We start from the raw sequence: 18252 nt of genomic DNA, 5'->3' as shown, positions 1-18252 counted from the left end.
TCGTTTTGCTATTCGTGAAGGTGGTCGTACTGTTGGTGCCGGTATCGTCTCTAAGATCATTGAATAAATAATGCTTGTTGAAGGGGTGTTAAAAGTGTTTTAGTTTTGAGAGTTAGGGGTATAGCTCAGTTGGTAGAGCGGCGGTCTCCAAAACCGCAGGTCGCGGGTTCAAGTCCTGCTGCCCCTGCCAAAGGGGGTACATATAAGGGAGTGGATTTTGCTGCCTTTTTCGCTTTTTTTGATATGGGGCTTGTTTTTTTGTGTGTGAAACGGTATTGAATAGAAAGTAAGGAAATTGCATAAGTCTGAAAGTTGGCTTTTGCATTTTTTTCCTGTTTATTTTATTCTATAAAACACAATAGGACTAGAGAGAGTATAGTGTGACGATGGCATCTAAAACCAATCCGATTACCTTTTTGAAGCAGGTTTATGCAGAAACAATTAAAGTGAAATGGCCTACACGTCGTGAGACGGTTATTTCTACTATTATGGTTTTGTTGGTAACTGCATTGGCTTCAGCTTTCTTTTTTATTGTGGATCAGGTTATGCATTTTGGTGTTTGGCGGGTTATTGATCTTCTGAAATATCTTTTTAGTTGAGAATGTAAGGAAGTGTGACTGTGGCAGCTCGTTGGTATATTGTTCAGGCATATTCAAACTTTGAAAAGAAAGTAGCGGAAGCTATTGATAAGGAGGCAAAGCAAAAGGGACTTGATCATCTTTTTGAAAAGATTTTTGTTCCAACAGAGCGTGTTGTAGAGGTTCGTCGTGGACGCAAAGTTGATACTGAGCGAAAATTTTTTCCTGGTTATGTTCTTGTTCGTGCTGAGTTAACAGATGAAGTTTATCATCTTATTAAGAATACGCCTAAAGTGACAGGTTTTTTAGGATCAGATGCGCGTCCTGTTCCCATTTCTGATCGAGAGGTTGAGCAAATTCTCAAACAAGTTCAGGAAAGGGTTGAGTCTCCAAAGTCTTCTGTATTGTTTGAGGTTGGAGAGCAAGTTCGCGTTGCTGATGGTCCTTTTGTTTCGTTTAATGGAATTGTTCAAGAGGTTGAAGAAGAGCGCTCTCGTCTTAAGGTTGAAGTGCTTATTTTTGGGCGTCCTACGCCTGTTGATTTGGAATTTAGTCAGGTTGAAAAACTCTGATTAAACTTAGAGTAGTTTTAATTACTTTAAGGAAGGAGTGGGAGGTGATTTATAGCTTTTGTCGGCTTAATGATCCGAACCACGTGACTGCAAGCGGGTAACGGGCAAGATGAATTGTCAGTATACCAGTAAAATTAAAGGCAGATTGTTATGGCAAAAAAAAGTATAGGTCAGCTTAAGTTGCAGGTCCCTGCAGGAGCTGCTACTCCATCTCCACCGATTGGTCCAGCTCTTGGGCAGCGTGGTATTAATATCATGGAATTTTGTAAGGCGTTTAATGCAGCGACACAAGAAATGGAAAAGGGGGCACCGATTCCAGTTGTTATTACGTATTACCAAGATAAATCTTTCACATTTTCTCTCAAGACGCCTCCTGTATCATTCTTTTTAAAGAAGGAAGCAAACCTGAAATCTGGCTCAAAAGAGCCTGGTAAAGTGTCTGTAGGAAGCATTTCTCGCGATAAAATTCGTTCGATTGCGGAATCAAAGATGAAAGATCTTAATGCGAATGACATTGAGGCAGCAATGCGTATGGTTGAAGGTTCTGCTCGCTCGATGGGCTTGGAAGTGGTGGGCTAATATTATGGCAAAAGTAGCAAAAAGAATAAAAAATATCCGAAAAGATATTGATTTTAATGAACTTTACGCTTTAAAAGATGCCGTTTCAATGGTTAAGGAGCGTGCTGTTGCTAAGTTTGATGAAACAATCGAAATTTCAATGAACTTGGGTGTTGATCCTCGTCATGCTGATCAAATGGTTCGAGGCGTTGCTCATTTGCCTAATGGAACAGGGAGAAATATTCGTGTTGCCGTTTTTGCTCGTGGGGATAAGGCTGAGGAAGCTAAGGCGGCAGGAGCTGATATTGTGGGTGCCGAAGATTTATTTGAAAGCGTTAATAGAGGGACTATAGATTTTGATCGTTGTATTGCAACGCCAGACATGATGCCTCTTGTTGGTCGTCTTGGTAAGATTCTTGGTCCACGGAGTTTGATGCCGAATCCGAAAGTTGGTACTGTAACACTTGATGTCGCCGGTGCTGTCAAAGCTTCTAAAGGTGGTGCTGTTGAGTTTCGTGTGGAAAAAGCTGGTATTGTGCATGCTGGTATTGGTAAGGCTTCTTTTGGTGTTGAAAAAATCGTAGAAAATATAAAAGCCTTTGCAAGTGCAGTTATTAAAGCCAAACCACAAGGTGCAAAAGGTGAGTATATTAAGCGCGTTGCTGTTTCGTCGACTATGGGAATTGGTGTTAAAGTTGATCCAGCAACGGTTCGTTCAGAGCTAGTATAAGCTGATTTATAATTTTGTTTTGGGGTATGGGAATATCAAAATTGTATTTAAAATGCTGATTTTGATCAGCTCGCTATCTAAGCTTTATAGGGCTTAGGTTGTACCGGGAGAAATTCCGGAATATCCTGTCCGAGATTGTAGGTGATGCTTTTAAGTATCTTAATCAAAAAAAACCTGCATGAGACTGGGGTAAAAACTGAGAGTTAAAAGACTTAAAGGGTTTGAGCCAAGGTTGCCTTTGAACGCTGTGCGTGAAAAAGGGGACAGGATCCTCATCGGTGACATGAAGTGTTTTATGTTATCAAAGGTAACCAACAGGTTTGTTTTAAGCAAATCTGTTAAATGGAGAGAGACAGTGAATAGAGCGGAAAAACGCGAATTTGTTACATGGCTTAACGAGGCTTTTCGGAAGTCTGGTTCTGTTGTTGTTGCACATTATTCCGGTCTGACAGTTTCACAGATGAATGATTTGCGTTCGAAAATGGGTGAAGCTGGCGGTGCCGTTAAGGTCGCCAAAAACCGTCTTGCTAAAATCGCTCTTCAGGGCACGGAATCTGAATCGATAGTGGGTTTGTTTACTGGACAAACACTTATTGCTTATTCAGAAGATCCAATCACAGCACCGAAAGTTGCTGTTGATTTTGCGAAAAGCAATGACAAATTTGTCATACTTGGCGGTTCAATGGGTGCAACAAGTTTAACTGTAGATGCTGTGAAGTCATTGGCTTCATTGCCTTCATTAAACGAGTTGCGTGCAAAACTTGTGGGTATGATTTCTACCCCTGCGACCCGTATTGCACAGGTTGTTAATGCCCCTGCTGGTCAGGTTGCACGTGTCATTGGAGCATATGCTCAGGAGGATAAGGCGGCTTAAGGCTGTTTGTATTCACGTTTATGGAAGAGCTTTAATGCTTTTCTGTTTTTTTGAATAAGATTTAATAATGGTTAAAATCTTTTAATTGAAGGAATTTAAAAATGGCTGATCTAGAGAAGATCGTAGAAGACCTTTCTAATCTAACCCTTTTGGAAGCCGCTGAGCTTTCTAAGTTACTTGAAGAAAAGTGGGGAGTTTCGGCTGCTGCTCCTGTAGCTGTCGCTGCTGTTGCTGGTGCTGCTGCTCCAGCTGCTGAAGAAAAAACAGAATTTGATGTTATTCTTGTTGAAGGTGGCGCACAAAAAATTAATGTTATTAAGGAAGTTCGTGCTCTTACTGGACTTGGTCTTAAAGAAGCTAAAGATCTGGTTGAAGGTGCGCCTAAGCCTATTAAAGAGGCTGCTTCTAAAGAAGAAGCAGAAAAAATTAAATCTCAACTTGAAGCTGCCGGTGCTAAGGTGGAACTTAAGTAAATTTAATTTTATCGGCGGGCATTTATGTTCGCCGATTTTCTTTCTCTTAATACAAAGAGGGAAAATAATGAGTAAAAAACCTTTTCCCAATGGTTTCGTAACAGGAATGGGATAGGTTTGGATTACTTACCCCTTCATCATAGAGTCAAAGAGATAAATGGCTTATGTTGGTGGGGAAAGTTAATGATGCTCATTATTGAGTGTCAAGTGAACTGGTCTGCATATGCAGGTTAATGGTATAAGGCTTTCAAGGTTGGTCTACCTTGAAGAGTAAAGATCAAGGAGCGACGATGGCTCAGACTCACGCAATGATGTCTCAATTCAATGGTCGTAAGCGCGTACGGAAATTTTTTGGTAAGATTCCTGAAGTAGCAGAAATGCCGAATCTTATTGAGGTTCAAAAAGCCTCATACGATCAATTTCTCATGGTTGAGGAACCGAAAGGTGGACGACCAGATGAAGGTTTGCAAGCTGTTTTTAAATCGGTTTTTCCTATTTCAGATTTTTCCGGTACAGCTATGCTTGAGTTTGTAGGTTATGAATTTGATTTACCAAAATTTGATGTTGAAGAGTGCCGTCAACGTGATTTAACTTATGCTGCCCCATTAAAGGTCATATTGCGTTTGATTGTTTTTGATGTTGATGAGGATACTGGCTCCAAAGATATCAAAGACATTAAAGAGCAAGGCGTTTATATGGGTGATATGCCTTTAATGACGACGAATGGTACCTTTATTGTTAATGGTACGGAGCGTGTTATTGTTTCTCAGATGCATCGTTCTCCTGGTGTCTTTTTTGACCATGATAAAGGAAAGTCCCATTCATCAGGAAAGCTTCTTTTTGCTGCTCGTGTTATTCCGTATCGAGGTTCTTGGCTTGATATTGAGTTTGATGCTAAGGACATCATTTATGCGCGTATTGATCGACGGCGCAAGATTCCTGTTACTAGTCTTTTGATGGCATTAGGTATGGATGCGTCGGATATTTTATCGACGTTTTATGATAAAGTGACTTATGAGCGTGATGGAGAAGGATGGCGAGTTCCTTATTCTGTGGATCGCTTTAAAGGAATGAAGCTCATTTCTGACCTTATAGATGCAGATAGTGGTGAAGTCGTTGCGGAGGCTGGTAAAAAATTAACAGTTCGTACTGCGAAGTCTTTGGTAGAAAAAGGACTTAAAGCGGTTAAAGTTAGTGAAGATGATTTATTAGGTTGTTATCTAGCCGAAGATATCGTCAATTACGAAACAGGTGAAATCTACCTTGAAGCTGGTGATGAAATTGACGAAAAAGTATTAAAAATTCTGCTCGATGTTAGTGCTGATCAAGTCAATATTCTTGATATTGATCACATGAATATTGGCGCTTACATCCGCAATACTTTGAAGGTGGATAAAAATGAAAGTCGGCAGGATGCGTTATTTGATATTTACCGGGTGATGCGTCCAGGTGAACCTCCAACAATCGATACAGCAGAAGCAATGTTCCATTCATTGTTTTTTGATCCAGAGCGTTATGATCTTTCAGCTGTCGGGCGTGTTAAGATGAATTTACGTATGGATCTTGATTGTCCAGACACAGTTCGTATTTTACGCCAAGAGGATATTCTTGCTGTTGTTAAGATGTTGGTTGAATTGCGTGATGGACGTGGTGAAATTGATGATATTGATAATCTTGGCAACCGTCGCGTTCGTTCCGTTGGGGAGTTGATGGAAAATCAATATCGCATTGGTCTTCTTCGTATGGAGCGTGCGATAAAAGAGCGTATGTCATCGGTTGAAATTGATACAGTTATGCCACAGGATTTAATCAATGCAAAGCCTGCGGCAGCAGCGGTCCGTGAATTTTTTGGGTCTTCACAATTGTCGCAGTTTATGGATCAAACCAATCCATTGTCAGAAATTACCCATAAGCGCCGTCTTTCTGCTCTTGGTCCAGGTGGTTTGACTCGTGAACGTGCGGGTTTTGAAGTCCGTGACGTACATCCTACGCATTATGGTCGTATTTGTCCGATTGAAACACCAGAAGGCCCCAATATTGGTCTGATTAACTCCTTAGCAACATTTGCGCGAGTTAACAAATATGGCTTTATTGAAAGCCCATATCGAAAAATTATTGATGGGAAAGTCACAAAAGAAGTTATTTATCTTTCAGCGATGGAAGAAGCAAAGCATTATGTCGCTCAGGCTAATTCTTCATTAGATAACGAAGGTCGTTTTATAGAAGAGTTTGTTGTTTGCCGTCATGCTGGTGAAGTTTTAATGGCGCCGCGTGATCATGTTGATTTGATGGATGTTTCACCAAAACAGTTGGTTTCAGTTGCAGCAGCGCTTATTCCTTTTTTGGAAAATGATGATGCGAATCGTGCGCTTATGGGATCGAACATGCAGCGTCAAGCAGTTCCTCTTGTACGCGCTGAAGCGCCATTTGTTGGGACGGGAATGGAATCTATTGTTGCGCGCGATTCAGGAGCTGCTGTAAGTGCAAAACGTAGTGGTGTTGTTGATCAAGTCGATGCTACCCGTATTGTTATCCGTGCAACAGAAGATTTAGATCCTTCAAAATCAGGCGTTGATATTTACCGCTTACAGAAATTTCAGCGTTCTAATCAGTCCACTTGTATTAATCAGCGTCCTCTTGTACATGTCGGTGATAGGGTAGAGAAAGGTGATATCATTGCAGATGGTCCATCCACGGATCTTGGTGATTTGGCTCTTGGGCGGAATGTTCTCGTAGCCTTTATGCCTTGGAATGGATACAATTATGAAGATTCTATTTTGTTATCCGAGCGCATTGTTGCTGATGATGTGTTTACTTCAATTCATATTGAGGAATTTGAAGTTGCGGCACGCGATACAAAACTTGGACCTGAGGAAATTACGCGCGACATTCCTAATGTTGCGGAAGAAGCGTTAAGAAATCTTGATGAAGCTGGCATTATTTATATTGGTGCTGAAGTTCAACCAGGTGATATTTTAGTTGGAAAGATTACCCCGAAAGGTGAAAGTCCCATGACGCCGGAAGAAAAGCTTCTGCGTGCAATTTTTGGGGAAAAGGCATCCGATGTTCGTGATACTTCTATGCGTATGCCTCCTGGGACTTTTGGTACTGTTGTTGAAGTTCGCGTTTTTAATCGCCATGGCGTGGAAAAAGATGAACGTGCGATGGCAATTGAGCGTGAAGAAATTGAGCGTTTAGCAAAAGACCGTGATGATGAACAGTCTATTCTTGATCGCAATGTTTATGCGCGCCTCACCGATATGTTGACAGGTAAAGTTGCTGTAGAAGGTCCGAAAGGCTTTTCGGGCAGCAAAAAGCTTGATAGTACAGTAATGGGGCATTATCCACGATCCCAGTGGTGGCAATTTGCTGTTGAGGATGAAAAGCTTCAAAATGAAATTGAAGCTTTGCGCAAGCAATATGATGAATCAAAAGAAGCATTACAACGTCGCTTTATGGATAAGGTTGAAAAGGTCCAAAGAGGTGATGAAATGCCTCCTGGTGTCATGAAAATGGTGAAGGTTTTTGTGGCTGTGAAGCGCAAAATCCAACCAGGTGACAAGATGGCGGGACGTCACGGGAATAAGGGTGTTGTTTCACGTATTCTTCCCGTAGAAGATATGCCATTTCTTGAAGATGGGACCCATGCTGATATCGTCTTGAATCCGCTTGGTGTGCCTAGTCGTATGAATGTTGGACAAATTCTTGAAACGCATCTTGGTTGGGCATGTGCGGGGATGGGCAAGAAGATTGGTGCTTTGTTAGAGTTATATCAAGAGACTGGGGATATATTGCCGTTGCGTCAGCGTATTGAAAATCTTATGCCTGATGATAATCATAATGAACCAGTTCGTCAGTATGATAATGAAAGCCTTTACAAATTGGCATTGCAGATGAAGAAAGGGGTTTCAATTGCAACGCCTGTTTTTGATGGAGCACATGAGTCTGATATTAACATGATGCTGGAAGACGCAGGCTTAGATAGTTCAGGGCAGGTTACGCTTTATGATGGTCGTACTGGGGAGCCTTTTGATCGTCCAGTAACGGTGGGATATATTTACATGTTGAAATTGCATCACCTTGTTGATGATAAGATTCATGCACGTTCTATTGGTCCCTATTCACTTGTTACGCAGCAGCCATTAGGAGGTAAGGCACAATTTGGTGGTCAGCGTTTTGGTGAAATGGAGGTTTGGGCACTTGAAGCTTATGGTGCTGCATACACTTTGCAGGAGATGCTAACAGTAAAATCAGATGATGTGGCTGGTCGAACAAAAGTCTATGAGGCAATTGTGCGTGGTGATGATACATTTGAGGCAGGTATACCCGAAAGCTTTAATGTGTTGGTAAAAGAAATGCGCTCACTTGCTCTTAATGTGGAGCTTGATGATGCGCGTGAACTTATTGCACAGCGGGCATTGTCTGATACGGCAGAATAATAATTCAAGGAGCGCACTAGAAAAAGGTGCGCTCTTATTACTTTAAGAGGCTCAATAACCTTATTAAGGCTATACAGGTCATTTTTAAAAGTAAATGTCTTTTAAAGAAGATCTGTTATAAAATAGATGAGATATTACAACAGGTTCTAAGAATCTTTGAAGGAGAACAGCATGAACCACGAGGTCATGAATCTTTTCAATCCTCAAGCGCCAGCGCAGACATTTGACTCTATTCGTATTTCTATTGCGAGTCCTGAGAAAATTTTGTCCTGGTCGTATGGTGAGATTAAGAAGCCTGAGACGATTAATTATCGGACTTTTAAACCAGAGCGTGATGGTCTTTTTTGTGCACGTATATTTGGCCCTATTAAGGACTATGAATGTCTATGTGGCAAATATAAACGCATGAAGTATAAGGGTATTATTTGTGAAAAATGTGGTGTAGAGGTTACTCTTTCCCGCGTACGTCGTGAGCGTATGGGGCATATTGAACTTGCGGCACCCGTTGCGCATATATGGTTTCTTAAATCATTACCAGGTCGTATTTCTACACTTTTAGATTTAACTTTAAAAGATATTGAACGGGTTCTTTATTTTGAGAATTATATTGTAACCGAACCAGGATTGACGTCTCTTAAGCTCCATCAGCTTCTTTCTGAAGAAGAATATATGCTTGCTATTGATGAATTTGGAGAAGATCAGTTTACAGCTATGATTGGCGCTGAAGCTATTTACGAGCTTTTAGCTAGTATGGAGTTAGATAAAATCGCTAATGATTTGCGTCTTGAATTAGCTGAAACAACTTCAGAGTTAAAGCAGAAAAAATTGATTAAACGACTTAAAATCGTTGAAAATTTTCTTGAATCTGGAAATAAGCCAGAGTGGATGATTATGAAAACAATTCCGGTTATTCCACCGGATTTGCGTCCATTGGTTCCGCTTGATGGTGGGCGTTTTGCGACATCAGATCTGAATGATCTTTATCGGCGTGTTATTAATCGTAATAACCGCTTGAAACGGCTGATTGAATTGCGTGCTCCTGGAATTATCGTACGCAATGAAAAGCGTATGGTACAAGAAGCTGTTGATGCATTGTTTGATAATGGACGGCGTGGGCGTGTGATTACTGGAGCCAATAAACGTCCTCTTAAGTCTTTATCAGATATGTTGAAGGGCAAGCAAGGACGTTTTCGTCAGAACTTACTTGGGAAGCGTGTTGATTACTCGGGGCGTTCTGTTATCGTGACGGGTCCTGAATTAAAATTGCATCAATGTGGTCTTCCCAAAAAAATGGCTCTTGAATTATTTAAGCCTTTTATTTATGCGCGGCTTGATGCAAAAGGCTATTCATCAACGGTAAAGCAGGCAAAGAAGCTTGTTGAAAAAGAACATCCAGAAGTTTGGGATATCTTGGATGAGGTTATTCGTGAACACCCTGTTTTACTCAACCGTGCGCCAACATTGCACCGTTTGGGGATTCAGGCTTTTGAACCTATCTTAATTGAAGGCAAAGCTATTCAACTTCATCCACTGGTGTGTACTGCTTTTAATGCAGATTTTGATGGTGATCAGATGGCGGTTCACGTGCCGCTTTCTCTTGAAGCACAGCTTGAAGCCCGTGTTTTGATGATGTCCACCAATAATATTCTTCATCCGGCCAATGGTGCTCCCATTATTGTTCCCTCACAGGATATGGTTCTTGGTCTTTATTATCTTTCAATTGTTTCTGAAAAAGAACCAGGTGAAGGAATGGCCTTTTCTGATATAGGTGAGCTTCATTATGCCTTGGAAAATAAGGTTATAACGCTTCATACGAAGATTAAAGGCCGTGTTAAGAATATGGGGAAGGATGGAAAAGAAGTCTCTAAACTTTATGATACGACACCTGGTCGTTTGATTATCGGTGAGCTTTTGCCAAGAAGTGCGGATATCTCATTTGATATTGTCAATCAAGAGATGACGAAAAAGAACATTTCTAAAATGATTGATCATGTTTATCGGCACTGTGGACAAAAAGAGACGGTTATTTTTTGTGACCGTATTATGCAGCTTGGCTTTTCTTATGCTTGTCGTGCAGGAATTTCATTCGGTAAGGACGATATGGTTATTCCTGATAGTAAGTCGCGTTTAGTCGCAGAAACAGAAGCTTTGGCTAAGGAGTACGAACAGCAATATAATGATGGTTTGATTACACAAGGTGAAAAATACAATAAGGTTGTAGATGCTTGGGGTAAATGTACAGATCGCGTTGCAGATGAAATGATGAAACGTATTCAAGCCGTCGATTTTGATCCTAAAACAGGTCGTCAACGGCCGATGAACTCTATCTATATGATGTCGCACTCTGGTGCTCGTGGTTCTGCTAACCAGATGAGACAATTGGCCGGTATGCGTGGATTAATGGCAAAACCATCGGGTGAAATTATTGAAACACCCATTATTTCCAATTTTAAAGAAGGTCTAACTGTTAATGAATACTTCAATTCCACGCATGGTGCACGTAAAGGACTTGCTGATACTGCGTTAAAGACGGCGAACTCTGGTTATTTAACACGGCGTCTTGTTGATGTTGCACAGGATGCTATTATTTCAGCAGTTGATTGTGGTACCGCAAAAGGGCTTACCATGCAGCCGATTGTTGATGCAGGACAAATTGTTGCCTCCCTTGGGCAAAGAATTCTTGGTCGTACAGCGCTTGTTGATATTCTACATCCTGTCTCTGGAGAGGTTATCCTTGAAGGTGGAGCAATGATTGAGGAAGCTGATGTCGCGAAGATTGAAGCAGCTGGAATTCAATCTGTTCAAATTCGTTCTGCATTAACATGTGAAACACGTCTTGGTGTTTGTGCAAAATGCTATGGTCGTGATTTGGCGCGTGGAACACCTGTTAATCAGGGAGAAGCCGTTGGTGTTATTGCTGCTCAATCCATTGGTGAGCCGGGAACACAGCTTACTATGCGTACTTTCCACTTAGGAGGAACTGCGCAGGTTGTTGATTCATCGTATTTAGAGGCATCTTATGAAGGTAAGGTGGAGATTCGTAATCGTAATGTGGTTCGTAACTCTGAAGGCCATTTGGTTGTTATGGGGCGTAATATGGCTATCCTTATCAAGGATGAGTTAGGAAAAGAGCGCGTTGTACATCGTGTTAGCTATGGTGCTCATATTTTTGTTGATGATGGTGATGTGGTTAAACGTGGCCAACGTATAGCAGAATGGGATCCTTATACACGTCCAATTTTAACGGAAGTTGAAGGCTATGTGGGTTTTGAAGATATGATTGATGGTTTATCTGTCACTGAAACAGCTGATGAATCTACGGGTATTACGAAGCGTTTGGTGATTGATTGGCGCGCTAATCCACGTGGTGCGGATCTTAAACCAGCTATTATTATTCACACGGATAAAGAAGGTGAATCCATTGCTAAATTGTATAAGGGAGGTGAAGCCCGTTATATGATGTCAGTGGAAACTATTCTTTCTGTTGAGCTTGGTGCTCATGTTAAGGCTGGTGATGTTATTGCTCGTTTGCCAATGGAAAGTGCCAAGACGAAAGATATTACGGGTGGTCTTCCTCGTGTGGCTGAGCTTTTTGAAGCGCGTCGTCCAAAGGATCATGCGATTATTGCTGAAGTTAGTGGCACGATTCGATTCGGCCGTGGTTATAAGAATAAACGTCGTATCATTATTGAACCAAATGATGAAACTCTTGAGGCAGTAGAATACTTGATTCCAAAAGGTAAGTTGTTCCATTTCCAAGAAGGCGATCAAATTGAAAAGGGAGATTATATCCTTGATGGTAATCCAGCACCTCATGACATCTTGGCGATTAAGGGGGTTGAAGCTTTGGCATCTTATCTTGTTAATGAGATTCAGGAGGTTTATCGTTTGCAGGGAGTTCTTATTAATGATAAGCACATTGAAGTGATTGTTCGTCAAATGTTGCAAAAAGTTGAAATTACAGAATCTGGAGATTCTGGTTATATTCCAGGTGATAATGTTGATCGTATTGAACTTGATGAAATCAATGATAATTTGATTGCAGAAGGGAAGAAACCTGCATCTGGTAATCCCATTCTTCTTGGAATTACAAAAGCTTCTCTTCAAACGCCTTCTTTCATTTCGGCGGCATCGTTTCAGGAAACAACACGTGTTCTTACTGAAGCAGCAGTTTCTGGTAAAATTGATACTTTGCAAGGACTTAAAGAGAACGTTATTGTCGGTCGTCTTATTCCAGCAGGTACGGGTGGTACAATTTCTCAAATCCGTCGTATTGCTGCAGTTCGTGATGATTTGATTGTAGATGAGCAGCGTAAGTCTAGTAATAACGAAGTGGCTAAGGCTATGTTGACAAATATGACAACCGGGGCCGTTGCTGAATAATTTAAATACAACACCACATAATATAAAAACGTCTGAATAGAAAGTTCAGACGTTTTTTATTTCGAAATGCAGAAGTTGTATATTTTCTTGAAAAATATCAAAAATTATAAGGCGATAGTTATTTTAAACATCTTTAGTAGCTTATTGTTTTGTAATGATGCTTATCTTTCTTGTTGTTTCATTTTAAAGTTTCTTAATTTCTGCAGGCAGTATAGAAAGTTTTTTCCCAAATATGTGAAACTCAAAAATCATATTCAAGGAAAAGAGTTGATTATTTACAAATCAAATAATGATTGATTTTAAACTTTAGGAAAATTTTTAATTGATATCTTCTATAGAGATTTAAAAGGATTTATAATGAAAGATCAATAGTCTTTCTGTAATCTAAAAATAATTGATTTTCTACTATACAATGTTTATGAATGTATTTTCTTCTAAATTAAAATGCAGAAAAGTAGAGATTAAGGTGCTCACTAAGTTTTATAAAAAATAGACATATTTCTTATAACAATGTGATCTATGCAGACAGAATAATAAAATGTACGAATATTATTCAATTGGAAAATTAACACGTGAGTTTTCAATAATAGCTCGAACTTTGCTATGAAGAAGAGGGACTTCTTATCCCTTTTCGGTGTGGAAGTACACGGCTTTATACATAAACGGATCGTCATAAGTTAAAACAAATCCTGTATGCTAACAGAGTAAAATTTTCGTTGTCTGAAATATCTGATATGTTGACAATGGTTGGAAAACCACCTGATGATGAGAAAAAGCTTAAGAAATTAATTGCAGGAATTCATAAAAAACGAACTGATTTAAAGCAGATGCAGCATGATGTTGATGATCTTCTACAGGATTTAGAACGAATTGAAGAGAGTTTTTTTGAGAGCTTAGCGGAGTTGGGGGTTAGTCATTGATTATAAATTTATTTTGTCTTCTTTTAGACAAATTTCTTTCTCTTAAAAGAGATAGATTATACTATCTCTAAGGGGAATATTTACCACTGCGTGAAATGTGTAAGTCATTTAAAGAAATAGAGTGTTTGAAAAAGCTGCAAAGGTATTTTCGCAGTATATTATCCTTGATAAGAAAAAACTATTTTTCATAAAGAAAGTAAAAACAATGACAGTTTCTCCTATGAGTGTTTTTCAATCTATTTTGTCACGAAAGTCAATTCGCGCTTTTACTGATCAGCCAGTTAGTTTGGAAACAATCAAAGAAATCTTAAAACTTGCAGCACGTGCACCATCTGGAACAAATATTCAGCCATGGCAAGTAATTGTGCTTACAGGAAGTGTATTACAGAAAGTAGGGCAAGAGCTTTCACAACTTGTGCTTTCAGGTGTAAAAGGAGAGCGTGAATATAGTTATTATCCACGTCAGTGGCGTGAGCCTTATATTTCAAGGCGTCGAAAAGTTGGTTTGGATCTTTATCAGAGTCTTGGAATTCAAAAAGATGATGAAGAAAAAGTACTTCATCAAAAGGCGCGAAATTTTTTATTTTTTGATGCACCTGTAGGACTCTTATTTACAATGGATCACGACATGGAAATGGGGAGTTGGCTTGATTTGGGTATGTTTATGCAGACCATTATGTTAGCTGCACGTGGATTTGGATTAGATACCTGTCCTCAAGCTGCTTTTGCTGATTATCATAAACAGATTCGTACGCTTTTATCTATTCCTTCTGATCGCCATATTATCTGTGGTATGGCACTTGGTTATCGCGATATGAGTGCTCCAGAAAACAATTTTGAGACAGAACGAGAATCGTTAGAAAAATTTGTACGTTTCATTGAAACATATCCATAAAATATTTTATAAAATTAAGCATACGTTTTGAAGAACTTAGTGCATTATGAAAAATATTTCCGATAAGATTTCTCATCCTTATTGAATTTTAATATTGCATATTAACACTTATTTTACTACGCTTCAAACATTAGGAGTTGTGACTCTAGGGGCATTGTCCGTTTTAAAGGTTGGCTAATGGAAAACACTATAGAAAGAAAGTGTTGGGTGGTAGCAAGACGAGCGACATTCGTGTTTATTGTTGTCATTTTTTTAGTTTATCTCGCAATTTGATTTTAAACGGAAGAAACGTTATGAAAAAGCATATATGCTCAAGCTGTACTATAGTTTAAGGTGATACGTGTTTCTATCTGTTTTTGAACTTTTTAAAATTGGGATTGGTCCTTCTAGCTCACATACGATGGGACCAATGACAGCTGCTAATATGTTTTTGCAAAAGATAGGAGATTTTTCTCAGTCGTCTGATGTTCAAGTTTCTCGTATACGTGTTTATCTTTATGGTTCTTTAGCTTTCACGGGTATTGGTCATGCAACAGATAGAGCTATCATATTAGGACTTTTAGGAGAAAAAGCTTCTACTGTTGATCCTGATAGCATGGGGTTTCTGTTAGAAAAAGTTATACGTGAAAAAAAAGTGCAACCAGTAGGTCATCCCGCTTATCAGTTTGATGTGCAACGTGATCTTATTTTTGAACGAAAGCAAATCCTCCCTGGACATACAAATGGACTAGCCTTTGAAGGACTTGATACTGATGGGAATGTTCTGTTGCGGCAGATTTATTATTCTATCGGTGGTGGCTTTGTTGTGACTGAGGATGAATTAAGCCATATGAATGATAATATACAACCAGAAGCATTTGAGGTACCATATCCATTCGATTCTGCTTGTACAATGTTATCAATGGCAGAAAAATCAGGACTTTCAATTGCTGAAATGAAGCGCTTAAATGAAGAAACAAAGATAGAGCGTTCTTCTCTTGATGTAGGGCTTGATGAAATTTTTTCAGCGATGACAAATTGCATTGATAGAGGTCTTTCACAAGAAGGTGAGTTGCCTGGTGGATTGCGTGTTCTAAGGCGCGCTAAAAAGCTGCATGAAACGCTTTTGGAAAAACAAAAGAAAAATTACAATTATCCACTTTGGGCAAATGATTGGCTTTCGGTATATGCTATAGCCGTCAATGAGGAAAATGCAGCAGGTGGTCGTGTTGTTACAGCACCAACAAATGGAGCAGCCGGTGTCGTCCCAGCCGTTTTGCGTTATTATCTTCAATTTAATGATGATTCAGATCGAGAGGGAATACATAATTTTCTATTAACGGCAGCAGCTATAGGCGGTGTTATCAAACATAATGCCTCTATTTCTGGTGCAGAAGTTGGGTGTCAAGGTGAAGTTGGAACGGCATCTTCAATGGCCGCAGCAGGGTTGACCGCAGCGTTAGGTGGAACACCAGCTCAAATTGAAAATGCGGCAGAAATTGCGCTTGAACATCACTTGGGAATGACATGTGATCCTGTTGCAGGTCTTGTACAAGTTCCTTGTATTGAGCGTAATGCAATGGGAGCTGTTAAGGCGGTAACGGCTTCTTCTCTTGCATTATATGGTAATGGAGATCATTTTGTTTCTCTTGATGCTTGTATAGAAACAATGCGCCAGACTGGTCATGATATGAGTGAACGCTATAAAGAGACAAGTAAAGGTGGTCTTGCAGTCAATGTGATATCTTGTTAAGAGCTGGAACATTTTTCAATCCATAACTGGACTTTTGGGAGAGAGATCGTATTTTCTGATAAAGCTTATGTTTTTTCAGCGTTTATGTTGTATGGGGAGCGTTATTAAGAGGGACTTTCTTTATTGAACTTTTACAATAATCCCATCAAATGATAAGCTTTCATCTAATGAAGCTATTCATTTTTTCCAGAAAGATATCAAGGATAATTTTTTATATTAAATCCAAAAGTGGAAAAATATTGGGTATTTTTATGTCCTTAACAATGTTTTTATTGAAAGCTTGGAGATATTGGATAGTTGGAAAAGCTGTCAGAAAAATTCAACAATTTAAGAAAAAAGTATGTTTATCAAAGGGTTTTCTAAGGCTGTAGATAATGGTTAATAATAAAATAATTTTTTAGAGAAATTAAATATTTGTTGCTCCTAAACGGATTTTAATAGGCACATTACCAGTTTGGCTCGCAACGCGTAAATGAATGCGTACAGGAGGCATTATGAGACGACGGTTGCGTATTGTTTGGCAAATGAGAAGGTGAACAAGAGATTGTGTATCTAATGCAGTCGAATTATATTTTAAACCAGTAAGTTTTGCGGCAGCATCGTGAAGAGAACGCAATGAAAGGAGGGATGATTGCTTCAATAAAATTTCTTTTTTATGGAATGAAGCAAAAGCATTATCTGTCATAATACTATCCTTAACGCAGAATTCAAAATTTTTTAGTAGGCTACAGTATAGCAGTTAAAATTTGCTTTCTTTAATGTAGAGCAAGCATCAAATGCAGCTTTTTTTGATTGAAACCCTGTAAAGCGCGCTCGGTAATAACGCCGCCCATTTTTTTCAAACAGTTGCATGTGTGAAGATGCGTGTTTTAAAATAGAAAAAGCTATATTTTTTGCTTTTAAAAGTAGAGTTTTTGCTTGTTCTTCACTAGGAAGAGAACCAATTTGGATAGCCCATCCGGCATTTTCGGACAAAGAGACTGTTACAATTTTATGAGTCTCAGCCGGTATAGTTTTTTGAGGATTCGGTATTGGTATAATTACCTTATTTACAGCCGTTATTGCGATATTGGAGTTTTTAGGTTGTTCTGCAAATGCTGTCAACATAGTCGAAATTTCATCGTCAAAATTACTTGAATCAGCTTTAATGGTCGGTATAGGAGTATTGGCGCCAGTCGGTAAGTGATAGCGTACAGAAGCCATTAAACGTTCACCACTTTTCATTTGGCTTGCTTTGGGCAAATATTGTTTCAATAGGCTAGCCATATGCTCGTCACGCGCAGTAGATGATTTACCTCCCATAACAACAGCGACAACAGAGCGCCCCTCAAGACGCATCGAAGTTGCTAAATTAGAACCTGACATTTGTGTGTAGCCTGTTTTAATTCCATCGACACCTTTCATTATTTTAACAAGTTTATTGTGGCTGTTAATTTTATGTCCACGGAAATTAAAACTTTTTGTTTTGAACAATTTATATTGTTTGGGAAAATGTTTACGTAAAGCTAATGACAAAGTCGCTATATCTCGTGCTGTAGAATAATTGTGCACATCCGGAAGTCCTGAAGCATTTGCAAAATGTGTATGTTTCATGCCAAGTTTACGAGCTTTTATTGTCATCATTTGAGCGAATTTTTTTTCACTACCTCCAAGATATTCTGCAATGGCAGCAGCAACATCATTTGCGGATCTTGTAATGAGTGCTTTAGCTGCTGATTCTGCAGAAATTGTTTGGCCTGCTTTAAATCCAATTTTTGTTGGTGGACGCATTGCTGCATAATGAGAAACAGGAATTGGTGTATTTGGTGTCACACGACGCATCTGCATAGCTTCAAAGAGTAAGTACAATGTCATCATTTTTGTTAAAGAAGCAGGATAACGTTTCAGTGTTGCATTGGCTTGAAATAGAGTTTTTCCCGTAGTAGCATCTATAACAATAGCCGCATACTTATCAGGATAGGCGCCTTGAGGTGTGGCTGATGCCCAACAGTAAGAAAAAGCTAACATAACAAAAGAAATTGCTATTGTTTTACAGTAGCGCATAATTTTTTGATAATTAATATACACTTGCAGTATCCTATTTCTCCATTTATCCTGA

Annotated in this window: 13 protein-coding genes, 1 tRNA gene and 1 pseudogene; 13 read left to right on the top strand and 2 right to left on the bottom strand. The window is 39.3% G+C overall.

Translation table 11 applies throughout. The features are described 5' to 3' along the window. From ACFIL7_RS02005 to ACFIL7_RS01945, 13 genes and pseudogenes are all read left to right on the top strand, one after another. A pseudogene (locus tag ACFIL7_RS02005) lies at window positions 1-67 on the top strand (elongation factor Tu); the annotation flags it as partial. Window positions 68-114: 47 nt separating this feature from the next. Continuing rightward, window positions 115-190: transfer RNA gene (locus ACFIL7_RS02000), tRNA-Trp, on the top strand. A 196-nt stretch (window positions 191-386) separates the two neighbouring features. After that, on the top strand, window positions 387-599 hold the full coding sequence (gene secE / locus ACFIL7_RS01995) for a preprotein translocase subunit SecE (RefSeq protein WP_273790652.1): 213 nt from the start codon (window positions 387-389) through the stop codon (window positions 597-599). Between the two features lie 20 nt (window positions 600-619). After that, a complete protein-coding gene (nusG, locus tag ACFIL7_RS01990) occupies window positions 620-1150 on the top strand; it encodes a transcription termination/antitermination protein NusG (RefSeq protein ID WP_375632755.1) in 531 nt (176 codons plus the stop codon). A gap of 150 nt (window positions 1151-1300) precedes the next feature. After that, window positions 1301-1729, top strand: coding sequence for a 50S ribosomal protein L11 (gene rplK, locus ACFIL7_RS01985; protein WP_273723157.1), 429 nt, complete (start codon window positions 1301-1303; stop codon window positions 1727-1729). Window positions 1730-1733: 4 nt separating this feature from the next. Next, window positions 1734-2438, top strand: a complete 705-nt coding sequence (rplA, locus tag ACFIL7_RS01980) for a 50S ribosomal protein L1 (protein ID WP_375613460.1) — start codon at window positions 1734-1736, stop codon at window positions 2436-2438. A 355-nt stretch (window positions 2439-2793) separates the two neighbouring features. After that, on the top strand, window positions 2794-3312 hold the full coding sequence (gene rplJ / locus ACFIL7_RS01975; RefSeq protein ID WP_012755027.1) for a 50S ribosomal protein L10: 519 nt from the start codon (window positions 2794-2796) through the stop codon (window positions 3310-3312). 101 nt (window positions 3313-3413) lie between these two features. Then, entirely contained in the window at window positions 3414-3785 is a 372-nt protein-coding gene (gene rplL, locus ACFIL7_RS01970) for a 50S ribosomal protein L7/L12 (RefSeq protein ID WP_273790654.1), read from the top strand. A 290-nt stretch (window positions 3786-4075) separates the two neighbouring features. Next, the gene (gene rpoB, locus ACFIL7_RS01965) at window positions 4076-8224 is read left to right on the top strand and encodes a DNA-directed RNA polymerase subunit beta (RefSeq protein ID WP_375632759.1); all 4149 of its coding nucleotides are present in this window, start codon (window positions 4076-4078) and stop codon (window positions 8222-8224) included. A gap of 171 nt (window positions 8225-8395) precedes the next feature. After that, complete coding sequence (gene rpoC / locus ACFIL7_RS01960) at window positions 8396-12607, top strand: DNA-directed RNA polymerase subunit beta' (RefSeq protein WP_375632761.1); 4212 nt, start codon at window positions 8396-8398, stop codon at window positions 12605-12607. Between the two features lie 716 nt (window positions 12608-13323). Beyond that, window positions 13324-13527 carry a hypothetical protein gene (locus ACFIL7_RS01955; RefSeq protein ID WP_375618381.1) on the top strand — a complete coding sequence of 68 codons (204 nt, stop codon included), beginning with the start codon at window positions 13324-13326 and terminating at the stop codon, window positions 13525-13527. Between the two features lie 205 nt (window positions 13528-13732). Next, window positions 13733-14422, top strand: coding sequence for a nitroreductase (locus tag ACFIL7_RS01950; protein ID WP_375618388.1), 690 nt, complete (start codon window positions 13733-13735; stop codon window positions 14420-14422). Between the two features lie 340 nt (window positions 14423-14762). Further along, window positions 14763-16154: an L-serine ammonia-lyase gene (locus tag ACFIL7_RS01945; protein ID WP_375632764.1), complete on the top strand. Its 1392-nt coding sequence runs from the start codon at window positions 14763-14765 to the stop codon at window positions 16152-16154. A gap of 406 nt (window positions 16155-16560) precedes the next feature. On the opposite strand, the gene ACFIL7_RS01940 is transcribed toward ACFIL7_RS01945, so the two are convergent. Further along, on the bottom strand, window positions 16561-16839 hold the full coding sequence (locus ACFIL7_RS01940; RefSeq protein ID WP_375618379.1) for a hypothetical protein: 279 nt from the start codon (window positions 16837-16839) through the stop codon (window positions 16561-16563). Between the two features lie 32 nt (window positions 16840-16871). Next, the gene (locus ACFIL7_RS01935; RefSeq protein ID WP_375632766.1) at window positions 16872-18221 is read right to left on the bottom strand and encodes a D-alanyl-D-alanine carboxypeptidase; all 1350 of its coding nucleotides are present in this window, start codon (window positions 18219-18221) and stop codon (window positions 16872-16874) included. Window positions 18222-18252 lie beyond the last annotated feature (31 nt).

The sequence above is a fragment of the Bartonella sp. AP3QHHD genome (assembly GCF_042195765.1).
Lineage (GTDB): Bacteria > Pseudomonadota > Alphaproteobacteria > Rhizobiales > Rhizobiaceae > Bartonella.
The sequence above is the reverse complement of the archived record's forward strand: the minus strand, read 5'-3'. Positions and strand labels throughout refer to the sequence as shown.

Excerpts from the sequence above, each read along its gene's own strand:
- secE (WP_273790652.1), top strand. The coding sequence starts at position 387 with ATGGCATCTAAAACCAATCCGATTACCTTTTTGAAGCAGGTTTATGCA.
- ACFIL7_RS01950 (WP_375618388.1), top strand. The coding sequence starts at position 13,733 with ATGACAGTTTCTCCTATGAGTGTTTTTCAATCTATTTTGTCACGAAAG.
- rpoB (WP_375632759.1), top strand. The coding sequence starts at position 4,076 with ATGGCTCAGACTCACGCAATGATGTCTCAATTCAATGGTCGTAAGCGC.
- ACFIL7_RS01940 (WP_375618379.1), bottom strand. The coding sequence starts at position 16,839 with ATGACAGATAATGCTTTTGCTTCATTCCATAAAAAAGAAATTTTATTG.
- rpoC (WP_375632761.1), top strand. The coding sequence starts at position 8,396 with ATGAACCACGAGGTCATGAATCTTTTCAATCCTCAAGCGCCAGCGCAG.
- rplL (WP_273790654.1), top strand. The coding sequence starts at position 3,414 with ATGGCTGATCTAGAGAAGATCGTAGAAGACCTTTCTAATCTAACCCTT.
- rplA (WP_375613460.1), top strand. The coding sequence starts at position 1,734 with ATGGCAAAAGTAGCAAAAAGAATAAAAAATATCCGAAAAGATATTGAT.
- rplK (WP_273723157.1), top strand. The coding sequence starts at position 1,301 with ATGGCAAAAAAAAGTATAGGTCAGCTTAAGTTGCAGGTCCCTGCAGGA.